This is a genomic window from Mycobacterium sp. NGS66, from assembly GCF_059812225.1.
In genome coordinates, this window is sequence record NZ_JCALCG010000015.1 from 31,212 (window position 1) to 43,967 (window position 12,756).

Annotated in this window: 13 protein-coding genes; 5 read left to right on the plus strand and 8 right to left on the minus strand. The window is 65.8% G+C overall.

Translation table 11 applies throughout. From position 1 onward, the window contains the following. Nucleotides 1–110: 110 nt before the first annotated feature. Genes AC5Y2L_RS23150 through mhpA form a run of 3 tightly spaced genes read left to right on the plus strand, consistent with a single transcriptional unit; the run spans nt 111 to nt 3,711 of the window. A complete protein-coding gene (locus tag AC5Y2L_RS23150; protein WP_499931423.1) occupies nt 111–1,253 on the plus strand; it encodes a VOC family protein in 1,143 nt (380 codons plus the stop codon). After that, on the plus strand, nt 1,250–2,182 hold the full coding sequence (locus AC5Y2L_RS23155) for a fumarylacetoacetate hydrolase family protein (protein ID WP_499931425.1): 933 nt from the start codon (nt 1,250–1,252) through the stop codon (nt 2,180–2,182). Before AC5Y2L_RS23150 ends, AC5Y2L_RS23155 begins: the two co-directional genes overlap by 4 nt. Beyond that, nucleotides 2,179–3,711: a bifunctional 3-(3-hydroxy-phenyl)propionate/3-hydroxycinnamic acid hydroxylase MhpA gene (gene mhpA / locus AC5Y2L_RS23160; protein WP_499931427.1), complete on the plus strand. Its 1,533-nt coding sequence runs from the start codon at nt 2,179–2,181 to the stop codon at nt 3,709–3,711. Before AC5Y2L_RS23155 ends, mhpA begins: the two co-directional genes overlap by 4 nt. A gap of 10 nt (nt 3,712–3,721) precedes the next feature. On the opposite strand, the gene AC5Y2L_RS23165 is transcribed toward mhpA, so the two are convergent. The 6 genes from AC5Y2L_RS23165 to AC5Y2L_RS23190 all read right to left on the minus strand — a co-directional run bounded on the left by AC5Y2L_RS23165 (nt 3,722) and on the right by AC5Y2L_RS23190 (nt 9,812). Further along, complete coding sequence (locus AC5Y2L_RS23165) at nt 3,722–4,549, minus strand: DUF3097 domain-containing protein (protein ID WP_499931429.1); 828 nt, start codon at nt 4,547–4,549, stop codon at nt 3,722–3,724. Between the two features lie 115 nt (nt 4,550–4,664). Then, a complete protein-coding gene (locus AC5Y2L_RS23170) occupies nt 4,665–5,732 on the minus strand; it encodes an ABC transporter ATP-binding protein (protein ID WP_499931432.1) in 1,068 nt (355 codons plus the stop codon). Between the two features lies 1 nt (nt 5,733). Further along, nucleotides 5,734–6,558, minus strand: coding sequence for a carbohydrate ABC transporter permease (locus AC5Y2L_RS23175; protein WP_499932338.1), 825 nt, complete (start codon nt 6,556–6,558; stop codon nt 5,734–5,736). A gap of 13 nt (nt 6,559–6,571) precedes the next feature. Continuing rightward, nucleotides 6,572–7,507 carry a carbohydrate ABC transporter permease gene (locus AC5Y2L_RS23180; RefSeq protein WP_499931435.1) on the minus strand — a complete coding sequence of 312 codons (936 nt, stop codon included), beginning with the start codon at nt 7,505–7,507 and terminating at the stop codon, nt 6,572–6,574. Next, nucleotides 7,504–8,826, minus strand: coding sequence for an ABC transporter substrate-binding protein (locus AC5Y2L_RS23185; RefSeq protein WP_499931437.1), 1,323 nt, complete (start codon nt 8,824–8,826; stop codon nt 7,504–7,506). The genes AC5Y2L_RS23180 and AC5Y2L_RS23185 overlap by 4 nt, the downstream gene beginning before the upstream one ends. Before the next feature lie 101 nt (nt 8,827–8,927). Next, nucleotides 8,928–9,812, minus strand: a complete 885-nt coding sequence (locus AC5Y2L_RS23190; RefSeq protein WP_499931439.1) for a sigma-70 family RNA polymerase sigma factor — start codon at nt 9,810–9,812, stop codon at nt 8,928–8,930. Nucleotides 9,813–9,890: 78 nt separating this feature from the next. Between AC5Y2L_RS23190 and AC5Y2L_RS23195 the strand changes: the two genes are divergently transcribed. Beyond that, nucleotides 9,891–10,247, plus strand: a complete 357-nt coding sequence (locus AC5Y2L_RS23195; RefSeq protein ID WP_499931441.1) for a DoxX family protein — start codon at nt 9,891–9,893, stop codon at nt 10,245–10,247. Between the two features lie 18 nt (nt 10,248–10,265). On the opposite strand, the gene AC5Y2L_RS23200 is transcribed toward AC5Y2L_RS23195, so the two are convergent. Further along, a complete protein-coding gene (locus AC5Y2L_RS23200) occupies nt 10,266–11,060 on the minus strand; it encodes a nuclear transport factor 2 family protein (protein WP_499931443.1) in 795 nt (264 codons plus the stop codon). Beyond that, complete coding sequence (gene pncA / locus AC5Y2L_RS23205; protein WP_499931445.1) at nt 11,060–11,620, minus strand: pyrazinamidase PncA; 561 nt, start codon at nt 11,618–11,620, stop codon at nt 11,060–11,062. The genes AC5Y2L_RS23200 and pncA overlap by 1 nt, the downstream gene beginning before the upstream one ends. An 82-nt stretch (nt 11,621–11,702) precedes the next feature. Between pncA and AC5Y2L_RS23210 the strand changes: the two genes are divergently transcribed. Beyond that, complete coding sequence (locus tag AC5Y2L_RS23210; protein ID WP_499931447.1) at nt 11,703–12,722, plus strand: DoxX family protein; 1,020 nt, start codon at nt 11,703–11,705, stop codon at nt 12,720–12,722. Nucleotides 12,723–12,756 lie beyond the last annotated feature (34 nt).

The window sequence follows — 12,756 nt, forward strand, 5'->3', positions numbered from 1 at the left end:
CTGTCCAGCCGCTAGTAGTATGCATCACTGCTGAGGAATTCGTCAGGAACACTTGACTGAGCATAGCCTCGTATGTGACGATTTCGTCAGTTTATTTGATGGGAGCGGCAATGCGACCGACGGTCAACACCCCTGGAGCCCCGCATCGAGACCTGCATAGCGAGCAGGGCGCCCTGCCCGGCGAACACCCCGGCCGGTCGCGAAATCCGGTGATCAAAGTCGCCGACATCGCCTGGCTCGAGTTCGAGAAACCGGATCTGATGCGCGCCGAGGCATTCGCCCGGGCTTTCGGCTTCCAGACCGCACGGCGTGACCCGGCCGGTGTTCAGTTCCGCGGCACGGACGCGGGCGCACCGTGCATGATCGTGCGCCACGGCCAACTGACCCGGTTCACCGGCGTGGCGTTTCGGGCGTGCGACGAAGTCGACGTACTGCGGCTGGCCGATAGATTCGGCGCCACCGCCCGACCGCTCCCGGAAAGCATCGGCGGGCTGTCGGTCAACCTGACCGACCCCAGCGGAATTGCGGTGCGCGTGGTCGCCGGCATGCACCAGCTGCCGGAGCTCCCGGCTCAGCAGCCTCACGTATTCAACTTCGGGCGCGACGTCCAGCGCACCAATGCCACCCAGCGCCCCCATCGCGCGCCGGCCCGCGTGCAGCGCCTCGGCCATTTGGTGCTGCAGTCGACGAAGTACCTGCAGTCGCTGAACTGGTACCTGGACAACCTGGGGATGATCGTCAGCGATTTCCTGTTCTTTCCCGGGCAGCGTCAGCGAGGCCCGACGATGAGCTTTATCCGCTGCGACCGCGGATCGGACCCGGCCGATCACCACACGTTGGCCATAGCGCTGGGCCCGGCTAATCGCTACATACATTCGGCGTATCAGGTCAGCGACCTCGATGCCCTGGCCGCCGGCGGCGAATACCTCAGCGAGCGTGGCTATTTCCGGTCATGGGGAATCGGCAGGCACATCCAGGGCAGCCAGATCTTCGACTACTGGCGCGATCCCGACGGATTCCTCGTCGAACACTTCACCGACGGCGACATGTTCGACAACACGCTCGAGCCAGGCTGGGCCCCCTTCACCGCGTCCGGCCTCGCCCAATGGGGGCCGCCGGCAAGCAAAGACTTCCTCGGGACCAGTCCGAGATCGGCTCGCCACGAACTGGTTTCGATGATCAGCGCGCTTCGCCAACCCAACGAGTTCGACGTCAACCGCCTGATCGGTCTAATGAAAGTGGCCACATCATGACCGTCTCCGTGCTACGCACCGCCGACGCCTGGTTTGTCAAGACTCCCGACGGCGCCGCGCGGATCGAGACCACCGCGAAAACGACCAGCGAGTTGCTGGCCGATCGTGCCGCGGTGGAGGCCGCCGGCGCCGACACTGTCGCTCTGGACAGTCTGCGCCTGGTGTCGCCGGTGACCAGGCCATGCCGGGTGGTCGCTCAGATGACCAACTTCGAATCGCATGTCAGGGACGCCGGCATGGACCCGAGCGCGATTCCGTTGACCTTCTTCCGCAAGGCGTCGGCGTCCATCGCCGGCCCGTTCGACGACATCGTCAAGCCTCGCCACGTCACGCTGCTGGACTACGAGGTAGAGATCGGGTTGGTCATCGGACGTCAAATGCCGGTTGGCACTGAGGTTTCCGACGCCAACCTCGCGGAGTACATCGCCGGGCTGGTCGTCACCAACGACGTGTCAGCCCGCGACGTCCAGCTCCCCCAGACTCAGTTCTACGAGGCGAAGTCGTATCCGTCCTTCACCCCGGTCGGGCCGGAGCTGGTGCTGTTGAGCGCCGACGAGCTCAGGCGTTTCGGCGAGCTGCGGCTGCGGCTCAGCGTCAACGGCGAGGAGCGACAAAACGCGTTGGTGGAAGGCGACATGCTGTACCGGCCGCTGCAGGCGCTGCAGTCGCTCAGTCAATTCCAGGAACTCGCGCCGGGTGATCTCGTGCTCACCGGCACCCCCGTCGGCACCGCCCTGAGCGCGCCCCCCAAGCCGATCCAGGTCATCGGCAACCTGTTGCCACCGGCCGTCAAGTGGAAAGCGTTTTTCAAGAGTCAGGCCAAAAACACCAAATATCTAAAGCACGGAGACGTCGTGGAGTCGTCGGTGGCCACCGACGACGGGAGCATTGACCTCGGAACCCAGCGCAACACAGTGCGATTCGCATGAGACCCGACGCGATTCGGCGTGTGCCCGTCGTCATCGTCGGCGCTGGCCCCACCGGGATCACCGCGGCCACGTTGTTGGCGCAGTACGGCATTGAGTGCTTGGTGCTCGACCGCTGGCCGGGCGTATACCCGCAACCCCGAGCCGTCCACCTGGACGACGAGATCTATCGCGTCATCGCCCGTCTTGGCGTGGCCGACGAATTCGCCGCGATTTCCCGGCCCGCACTCGGGTTACGGCTGCTGGACAATCGATTTAACATCCTCGCCGAATTTCGCCGCGATCCGTCCCGCAGCGCCCACGGCTTTCCGCAGGCCAACATGTTCGATCAACCCGAATTGGAGGGCCTGCTGCGGGCAAACCTCAAACGCTACCCGCAGGCCGAGTTGCGCGGCGACGCTGAGGTAATCGAAATTGACGATCAGGGCGGGACCGTGCGCGTAACGTTCATCGACCGCAGCGACGGGCAAGTTCACCTTGTGGACTCCGACTACCTGTTGGGCTGCGACGGAGCGAACAGCATGGTGCGCAACGAGATCGGCGCCATTATGCGGGACTTGAAATTCGAGCAGCGCTGGCTGGTCGTCGACGTGGAAACCGCTGCCGATCTGCGTCAATGGGACGGCGTGTATCAGGTATGCGATCGGGTTCGCGCGGGCACCTACATGCGGATCGGAGATGCCCGCTACCGGTGGGAGTTTCGGCTGCTGCCCGGCGAAGGTGCCGACGACTTCGCCACCCTGGCCGATCTGCGGCCGCTGATCGCCCCCTGGATCGGTGACGTCGATGACGGCGAATTGAGGCTGCTGCGCGTAGCGGAGTACACCTTTCGCGCACAGATTGCCGATCGCTGGCGTCGCGGCAACGTGTTCATCCTGGGCGATGCTGCACACCTGACTCCCCCGTTCATCGGTCAGGGCATGGGAGCCGGCATGCGGGACGCCATGAACCTGGCCTGGAAAATTGCTGGCGTGCACCATGGCACCCTCGCGGCAGACGCTCTGGACACCTATGAGCAAGAACGCAAGCCGCATACTCGTCAATTGATCCGCCTTGCGCTGACCGTCGGTCGCTCGATGACCGGCGGCGGCCGCGCCGGCGACCTGTTGCGGCGACTGGTACTACCCCGGCTGTGGCTGATCCCCGGGCTGCGCGACAAGCTCGTCGATTCCAGCACACCTGCATTGCATCGATCTGCGCTGGTGCTCAAGTCCCGTCGTCCCGGTCAACTCGCGGGCACACTGTGTCCGAATCCAATACTGTCCCAAGCCGAACGACTCGACCATGTCATCGGTACGGGTTTCGCGCTGATCACCACCGCCCCGCTCGGCCAGCGCGATCAGGCGAATTTGGCGCGTCGCAATGTCTGCGTGCTGGTTGCCCAGCCCGGAAGCGAACTGGAAAGGTGGCTGCGCCGGGGCCGAGCGGCCGCGGCGCTCATCCGGCCCGACCGGACGGTCATGTGCGCCGGCCGCAACACCGCTTCCGTGTGCGCGGCGGCAGCGGCGAATGTCGGCCTCGCGCGGAGGTGATAGCTGCCAGTCATACTGCCGTGACGAAGTCGATGAGTTCTTCGACCCCGCCGATCAGTGCCGGCTCCACATCGTTCCAATCGCGAACGCGCGACCGAATGTGCTGCCAGGCCCTGGCGATGTCCGCCTGGTTGGCATGCGGCATGCCGAGAGCCTGACATGCACCGCGCTTCCAATCCATGTGCCGCGGCACGCTCGGCCAGGCCTTCAGGCCGAGCCGCTGCGGCTTCACGGCCTGCCAGATGTCGACATACGGGTGGCCGACGACCAGGGTGTCGGTGCCGCCGGGTCCCCGGCGCACCGCGTCGGCGATTCGCGCCTCCTTCGACCCCGCGACGAGGTGGTCGACGAGAACGCCGAGCCGGCGCCCCGGCGCGGGACCGAACTCGGCCACGATCCCCACGAGGTCGTCCACGCCGCCGAGTTGCTCCACGACCACACCCTCGATGCGCAGGTCCTCACCCCACACCTGCGCGACGAGTTCTGCGTCATGGCGGCCTTCGACGTAAATCCGGCTGGCGCGGGCCACCCGTGCGCGAGCACCCTTCACCGCGACCGATCCCGACGCCGTCCGAGTCTGGATGGTGGGCCCCGCGCGCCGTGGTTCCGTCAAGATCACCGGACGCCCTTCTAGCAGGAAGCCGGGCCCCAGCGCAAAGCCGCGGGTGTGGCCGCGCCGGTCTTCCAGGTAGATGCGGCCGTATTCCACGCGGACCACCGCGCCGACGTAGCCGCTTTCGGCGTCCTCGACAACCAGGCCGATCTCGGCGGCGTGTTCCGTCGAACGCGGCTTGCGCCTACCCTGAGCCAGGACGTCGGTTCCATAGCGATCCAGCACCCGGCAGATACTAGAAGCGTTGCGGCAAAACCTCGTTGCGGCGCGCCGATGGCAGCGAGCAGACGCAAAATCCCCCTAAACGGCACGTTTCAGGGGGATTTTGCGTCTGCTCGCGCTAGAAACGGCGACCGTCCGCGCGGAAGAAGTGCAGCTGTCCGGGATGGGGATGCAAGCGCACCCGGGCGCCCTTCTCGGGCGGATTATGCCCATCGGCGCGCGCGACGACGGATTGGCCGATCACCTTGCCGGAACCGGCGATCCGGCCGTACAGGTAGGCGTCCGCCCCCAGTTCCTCGACGATGTCGACCTCCATCTCCACGCCAATGCTGCCCAGCTCGAAATGCTCGGGACGGACGCCGACGACGACCTCGGCTGCCGCCCCGGCGATCTCCCGTGGCACCGGGATCACCCAATCACCCAGCGCCACAGCTGAATCGACGATAGGCAGGCTGAACAGGTTCATTGCCGGAGACCCGATGAAACCGGCGACGAAGACATTGGCGGGGTTGCGGTAAAGCTCGCGGGGCGTCGCGAACTGCTGCAGCACACCGTCGTTCAGGACGGCGACGCGGTCACCCATGGTCATCGCCTCCACCTGGTCGTGAGTCACGTACACCGTGGTGGTGCCGAGTCGGCGTTGCAATGCCGCGATCTGGTTGCGGGTTTGCACCCGCAGCTTGGCGTCGAGGTTGGACAGCGGCTCATCCATCAGGAATACCTGCGGGCGGCGTACGATCGCCCGCCCCATCGCCACCCGCTGACGCTGACCGCCCGAGAGGTCTTTGGGCTTGCGATCCAGATACGGTTGCAGGTCAAGGAGTTTCGCTGCCGCCTGTACCCGGTCACGGATCTCGGCCTTGGGGGTCTTGGCGATTTTTAACGCAAACCCCATGTTCTGCGCGACCGTCATGTGCGGGTAGAGCGCGTAGTTCTGGAAGACCATGGCGACGTCACGATCCTTGGGGTCGGCGTTGGTGACGTCGCTTCCCCCTATCCGGATGCAGCCGGAATCCAGGGTCTCCAGGCCGGCAACCATTCGCAGCGAGGTGGTTTTGCCGCAGCCGGAGGGCCCGACCAGAACGACGAATTCGCCGTCGTCAACGGCTAAGTCCAAGCGATCCAGAGCCGGTCGATCCGTGCCCGGGAACCGCCGAGTGGCTTGCTCGAAACCGACGGAAGCCACGTCAGCCGCCCAAGCCGGTGACGGCGATGCCGCGGACAAAGGAGCGCTGGGCGATGGCGTAGATGATGACCAGCGGCAGCAGAATCAGCATCGAGGTGGCCATCAGCACCGGCCAGCGCGCCACGTATTCACCTCGCATCCGGACCAGGCCCAGAGTCAGCGTGGCCAGGCTGTTGCGTTGCAGCATCAGCAGCGGCCACAAAAAGTCGTTCCAGACATTGACCCAGGTGAGCACGCCCAGCACCATCACCGCGGGACGGGCGTGCGGCAGCAGGATGCGCCAGTAGATCTGCCACGGGGAGCAGCCGTCGAGTATCGCCGCTTCCTCGAGATCGGCGGGGAGGGTGGCGAAGAACTGCCGCATGAGGTAGGTGCCGAATGCGCTGCCGAACAAGCCCGGCACGATCATCGCCCAGGGAGTGTCGACCCACCCGAAGGTCCGCATCATGATGAATTGCGGGATGACCGTCACCGTCAGCGGCACCATCAGCGTGCCCAGATACAAGACGAACAATGTGTCGCGGCCGCGAAAGTCCAGTCGCGCGAAGGCATATCCGGCCAGCGAGCAGAAGAACACCTGTCCGGCGGTGACGCATCCGGCATACAGCACGGTGTTGAAGAACATCCGGCCGAACGGCATCAGATGAAAAACTTCTAGGTAGTTGGACCACCGCGGTTGAGCGGGCAACAATTTCGGTTCGCTGATCTCGCCTTCCTTCTTCAGCGAGCCTGACACCGCCCAAACGATCGGGAACAGTGCACACCATGCGATGCCGAGCAGCGCGATGTAGACGAGAATGCCCCGAACGACGTTCCGGGTGAGGATACGTTTTAAGCGCTCAGCTGAGACCACGCGAAGCCTCCCAGGAGCGCCGCCGAGCGAGCCGCAGTTGCAGCACGGTCAACACCAGCAGGATCGCGAACATCACCCATGCCAGCGCAGACGCGTAGCCGAATTCCAGAAACGAGAACGCGTGCTGGAACAGCATGATGCCCAAGACGTAGGTGGCGGTTTCCGGCCCGCCGTTGGCGCCGTTCAGGACATAGACCAAGTCAAAGGCCTGGAACGCGTGGATGATCGAGATGACCACCACGAACGAGATCGCCCCGCGGATCAACGGCACGGTGATGGACACGAATTGCCGGATCTCACCCGCACCGTCGATTTTGGCTGCCTCGTAGACGGTTTCGGGGACTCCCTGCATCGCGGCCAGCAGGATGACAGTGGCGAACGGCACCGCGCGCCACACGCTCACGAGGCATAGCGAAGCCATGGCCCACCTGGGCTCCACCAGCCATGGGATGGGATGGATTCCGACCCAGCCGAGCATGATGTTGAGCAGCCCGTTGTCGGTGTTGAAGACGAACTGCCAGATGACCGCCATCACCACCGATGAGATGGCCAGCGGCAGGAATACGATCGTCCGAAAAACGCTGATGCCCTTGACTTTTCGGTTCAGCACGCCGGCCACGACGAGGCTGATCACGACCGTCGGCAGCACCGTCCCGACGGTGTAGATGACCGAATTGCGCAACGCGATGACAAACAGCGGATCCGAGGTGAACAGCTCGTGGAAATTCTTGAGTCCCACGAACTTCGCCGAGGTGAACACGTCCCACCGCTGCAGGCTCATGTACAGCGAGAAGCCCAGGGGGAACAGCATGAACACCGTCACCGCGGCCAGGTTCGGTGCGACGAACATCCGCCCGGCCCACGCGCGTCGGCTCGACGCGCGCTTCTTCGCGACGACGGGCGCGGCGGCGGTAGACGTCATGGGTTGCCCAGCACTTCGTCGGTGGCACGGGATAGCCCGGTCAGCGATGTCGCAGGCCGGGTTCCGCGCAGGACTGGCCCGAAGTTGCGGTCCATCAGGGCAACGATCTTCTCCCAAGCCGGGGTGATCGGCAGGCCATCGGAGTAGGCCGGCCCTTCGGTGAGCACGGCGAGGTTGCCAACGCGCCGGTGGGCGTCGGCGAAGCCCGCCGAGTTGAGCGCAGACCGCAGCACCGGGACGAACAGGCAGGACTCACCGATCAAGGCCTGTCCGACCGGGCCACCCGCGAATTTCACGAATTCCCAAGCCTGTTCCTTGCGACGGCTGCTCGCCGAGATGGCCAGCCCGGTCGCCCCGATGTCCGAGCAGGCGGGCTGGCCCGCACGTCCGGGACCGGTCGGCAATGAGGTGACGTCGAAGTCCAACCCGTCGGCCCGGATGAATGTCTGGTAGCGCCAATGCCCACCCAATGCCATCGCCGCCTTGCCCACCGCGAACAGATCCGGCGTCGACATCGACTGCGTCTCCGACGCGTTAGGTGCCACCCGGTGCTTGTTGGAAAGGTCGGCGTAAAACTGCACGGCGTCGACGAACCCCTCGTCTCCGAAGTTGAGGTGGCTCGGGTTCATTCGCGGACTGGACCACGCCACGCCGTTGTTCATCGCGAACAAACCCGCGGAGTAAAACGACACCCAGGTGTTGACGAACCCCCATTGGGTGGCCCGGCCCGATTTGTCGCGCTGGGTAAGGGCTTTGGCCGCATCAAGGAATTCGCCGAAGCTCCAAGGGTTTTCCCACCTGGCCGGCGGAGGCCGGACGCCGGCGTCGGCGAACAGCCGTTTGTTGTAGAACAAGTAATTTCCCGACCATTGCTCGGGCAGCGCGTACTGACCCCCGTCGTAAGTGAACGTCTCGTACAGCGCCGTGATGCTGTCGGTCTTCAGTTGAGCGGCGAACGCTTTGTCCTGCGCCAGGAAGGTATTGAGATCCAGCAACACCCCACGGTCGGCGAGGTCGGCGTAGGTCAACTCCCACGCCATCAGCACATCCGGACACCTGCCCCCGGCGCAGAATGTGGACAGCTGCTGCATCGCACCGGGCCCGGACAGTACCGGCCGAACCTTGATGTCGGGATGCCGGCGCTGGAATTCGTCGACGATGCGCATCCGGGCGGCCGCCTCGTCCGGGTTGGCCGCGAAGAAGAAGGTCAACGCGTCGTCGTCGGGAGCGCAGCCGGCGGCCCACAGCGGAAGCGACATCGCGGTGAGCGCACCGGCCCCCCGCAGCAGGCTCCTGCGCCCGAACGACTTGTCGAACATGATGATCCCGATCCTGGTCCGTCGCTGGTCAGCCTGCCATCGTTTGGAATCCTTGGTAGCGGATCGGACTGTGCTTTGGCTGAGGACGCCCGGGGATCTGGTCAGCTCGGCAGCGTGAGAACAGCGCGGTGGGCTTCGGCGGTGATGTCGATAACCCGAATCCGGTCATTGTCGTCGAATCCGATCCGCAGCAGCGTGCGCGTGCGTCCCGCCGACGCGACGGCAATGCCCGGAGCTCCGTCGATCAGCAACACAACACCAAGTTGCGCGCGCTGGGTGAACCGCCGGGTCTCCTCGGCTACCTCGCGGGCTCCGCGCAGCTCGGTCGGCACGTCATCGGGGACCAGGACGCGATCGACGCGGCGGACCACATCGGGTGCCAGCAGGTCCAGCAAGGTGGCGATATCGCCGCCGCGCGAGGCCGCCAGAAACGCTTCCACGAGCTCGACGTGCTTGGCCGTCCGCGGCGCGTGCGCCGTCCGGCCGGCGTGCACGCGGCCGCGCGCCCGACTAGCCAGCTTCTTCGCGGCCGCAGGTGTGCGGTCCAACACATCGGCGATGGTCTCGAACGGCAAGGCGAACACGTCGTGTAGCACGAAAGCCACCCGCTGCGCGGGTGAGAGCCGGTCGAGAACGACCAGCAGCGCGCGACTGACCGAGTCCGCCAGCAACGCGTCGTCCTCTGCCGGCGCGGCCACTTCCCCGGTCAGTCGGTCCAGTTCCTCGGCCCCGGCCAGCGGCCATTCGGCTCGGCGCTTACGCGCCTTGAGCTGGTCGAGCGCCTCGCGAGAAGTGATGGTCGTCAACCAGCCGGTGAGGTTGTCGACGGCGCCGAAATCCGCGCGACTGGCCTTCAACCACGCCGATTGCACCGCGTCGTCGGCGTCGGCAACCGACCCGAGCAGCTGGTAGGCGACCGATCTGAGGTGTCGCCGGTCCGCGTCGAACTGTCGGGCCAACTCGGCGACGTCTTTCGGTGCTTTCACGGGTCACCTTTCCAGCGCAGCAGTCGTCAAAGAGGCGACACACCCTTCAATCGATGCACTGTCGAGGAGACCAACACCATGACCATAGACACCGCCCTCATCGCGGTCACCGCGACCACCGCCGTCGTCACCGCCGGCATCGCGATAGCCGACTTCATCCCGGCCCGATTCGTGCTGGCCAACTCGGCCGAGGTCGGCGTGCCGCGGTCCTGGTTGCCGGCGCTGGGGGCGGCGAAACTCGCCGGCGCGGTCGGACTGGTCATCGGGCTCGTGGGCCTGCCGACGCTGGGGATTGCCGCCGCGTCCGGCCTGGTGTTGTTCTTCGTCGGCGCGATCGCGACCCACCTGCGCGCCAAGGTGCTGTACAACATCGCCTTCCCGGGCGCCTACTTGCTGTTGTCGACGGCGTCGCTGGCGCTGATGATCGCCCATTGAGCGCCGGTCTCGCCGCGGTCAGGCCGGAAAGTAGCGGACCTCGTTGATGGCGTTGCCCCGCGACGCCATGTCGGCAAACAAGATGCCACGCCCGTGCGTCGAGTTGATGCCGACGATGATCGTGGACCCGGCACCGATGACCTTGCTCCAGCGGGCGCTGTCCAGCTGCTCGAGGAGTTCGGCCATATCCAGCGGGTCGTCGTCACCCAAAGTGATTGCGGCACCGGATGACAGCGTGCGCAGCGCGGCGCCCTTGTCTCCGCGTGTGACGGCATTCAAGAACGTCGCCACCAGCTTCTTGTGCCGCGCCCCCGGCCGGCGGAAGCCGCTCAGGAAACCCACGGTGCCGCGCCAGCCCTGGTTGCCCAACAACCCTCGGGACAGTTTCAGGGCGGGCGCCACAGCGCGTGACCCGGATCGCAGAAACTGCGCCATCATCGCCGGCAACTCCCAGTAGGCCCGCAGTCGGGCAATCTTCCACTCGCCGTTGATGTCTCGAAGGTCGTAGCGCAGAAAGGCGGGAATGTACATGGTCACCCCGGGCCCCATCGCCACTTCGAGTTCGAGATCGCGCAGCACGGTTTGACCGGTGACGATGTCGAGATCGCGGTGAAACTTGATGTCCCGCGGACCGATGAAGGTGTCGTAGAAACGGCCGATCCGCTCGTGCCCCACATGCGGTTGCGAGCCCACCGGGTCTTCAACGCCGGCGTCGCTGGTGAACAGCTGCACCCAGCCGTCGCGGTCGTGCGCAGCGGCTGCCTGCGGGGATTGCTCGACTGTGGCAAGCAGACGGTTCTTCGGCGCTGGCATCAACCGCTCCCGACCAACGCGACGCCGGCACTGCGCATCCCGGCCAGGGCCTTTTCGGTGGTCTCGGCCGACACGCCGGCCGTCAGGTCAAGCAGGACCCGGGTGGCCAGGCCGGCCCGCGCGGCGTCCTCGGCGGTGCGGCGGACACAGTGATCGGTGGCCAGCCCCACCACATCGACCGCGTCGACTCCGCGCTGCCGCAACCACTCCAGCAGCGGCGTGCCGTTCTCGTCGACGCCCTCGAAGCCGCTGTAAGCGGCGTCGTAGGCACCTTTCCGGAACACCGCCTCGATGGGGCTGGTATCGAGGTCAGGATGAAAGTCCGCGCCCGGAGTTTCGGCGATGCAGTGCGGTGGCCACGACGACGAATAATCTGGCCGGTCGGAGAAATGGTCGCCCGGGTCGACGTGGAAGTCCTTGGTAGCCACCACATGCTGATAACCCGGGTCGCGGGCCAGATGGTCGTTGATGGCGCGGGCCACTCCGGCGCCGCCGGAGACCGCCAGCGAGCCACCTTCACAGAAGTCGTTTTGCACGTCGACGATGATCAGGGCCCGCATGCAACAACCGTAGTCCTGGGACGGCCCTGCCCGCAGGCAGCCGGGAGTGTTTGCCCATCGGCGAGCGGGGTAACCCACGGCCATGTTGATCCGTAGAATCGCGCGCCCCATGCTGTCGGCAGTATTCATCGGCCAAGGAGTGGATTCGCTGCTCAACCCGAAGCGGGCAGCGGAAGCCGCCGCGCCCGCGGTGGACGGCTTGCGCTCCATGCCTGAACCGGTGAGCAGCAACGTACCAACCGACGCCGAGACGTTCGCAAAGATCAACGCGGCCGTTCAGATCGGCGGTGGGCTGCTGCTCGCCGCCGGCCGGATGCCCCGCGTCGCCTCGGCCGCTCTGGCGCTCACCGTGATACCCGCCAACCTCGGCGCACATATGTTCTGGACCGAATCCGACCCCGAACGCAAAGCCGAGCAGCGGCGTGCGTTCTTGGCCGATGTCAGCCTGTTGGGCGGGCTGATCATCGCGTCGGCCGATACCGAGGGCAAGCCATCACTGGGCTGGCGCGGTCGCCGGGCCGCCGAGCGGCTTTCCGAACGGGTGTCTTCCGCGCTGCCCGGATCCGCCGACGGTGTGCTCGACTCCGACCTCGGCGAGCGGATCGTGCACGGCCTGCAGGCTGGCGCCGAGCGCGGGCGCGAACTTGCCAGCACCGCGGCCGAACGAGGCGCACCCTATGCCGAGGCCGCGCTCGAACGCGGCCGGGAATTGGCCAGCGTGGCCGCCGAACGAAGCGCGCCTTACGCCGAAGCTGCGCTGGAACGCGGCCGGGAGCTGGCCAGCACCGCCGCCGAGCGAAGCGCACCGCTGGCCAAGAAGGCACGCAAGCGCAGCGAAAAACTGGCCCGCAAGGCCCAGAAACGCGGCCTGGACCTCGCCGAAACCACCCGGGAGCGTGGGCTGGAACTCGCCGAAGCCGCCCGGGAACGCGGAGTGGACCTGGCCGAGATTGCTCGGGAACGCGGACTGGAACTCGCCGAAACCGCTCGGGAGCGCGGCAGCGAGTGGGCCGACGTTGCCCGGGACCGGATCGACGACGCGGCGAGCAGCGGCCGTACCCGCAAACTCAAGCGCAAGGCCAAGCGCCGTTTGAGCGTTTAGCGCTCGATACGTCAGTATGGCGGTGCGTGGGCGT

What these genes read in the sequence shown, in the direction of transcription:
- AC5Y2L_RS23150 (WP_499931423.1), top strand. Translation starts at nt 111, where the DNA reads ATGCGACCGACGGTCAACACCCCTGGAGCCCCGCATCGAGACCTGCAT.
- AC5Y2L_RS23155 (WP_499931425.1), top strand. Translation starts at nt 1,250, where the DNA reads ATGACCGTCTCCGTGCTACGCACCGCCGACGCCTGGTTTGTCAAGACT.
- mhpA (WP_499931427.1), top strand. Translation starts at nt 2,179, where the DNA reads ATGAGACCCGACGCGATTCGGCGTGTGCCCGTCGTCATCGTCGGCGCT.
- AC5Y2L_RS23180 (WP_499931435.1), bottom strand. Translation starts at nt 7,507, where the DNA reads ATGACGTCTACCGCCGCCGCGCCCGTCGTCGCGAAGAAGCGCGCGTCG.
- AC5Y2L_RS23185 (WP_499931437.1), bottom strand. Translation starts at nt 8,826, where the DNA reads ATGTTCGACAAGTCGTTCGGGCGCAGGAGCCTGCTGCGGGGGGCCGGT.
- AC5Y2L_RS23195 (WP_499931441.1), top strand. Translation starts at nt 9,891, where the DNA reads ATGACCATAGACACCGCCCTCATCGCGGTCACCGCGACCACCGCCGTC.
- AC5Y2L_RS23200 (WP_499931443.1), bottom strand. Translation starts at nt 11,060, where the DNA reads ATGCCAGCGCCGAAGAACCGTCTGCTTGCCACAGTCGAGCAATCCCCG.
- pncA (WP_499931445.1), bottom strand. Translation starts at nt 11,620, where the DNA reads ATGCGGGCCCTGATCATCGTCGACGTGCAAAACGACTTCTGTGAAGGT.
- AC5Y2L_RS23210 (WP_499931447.1), top strand. Translation starts at nt 11,703, where the DNA reads ATGTTGATCCGTAGAATCGCGCGCCCCATGCTGTCGGCAGTATTCATC.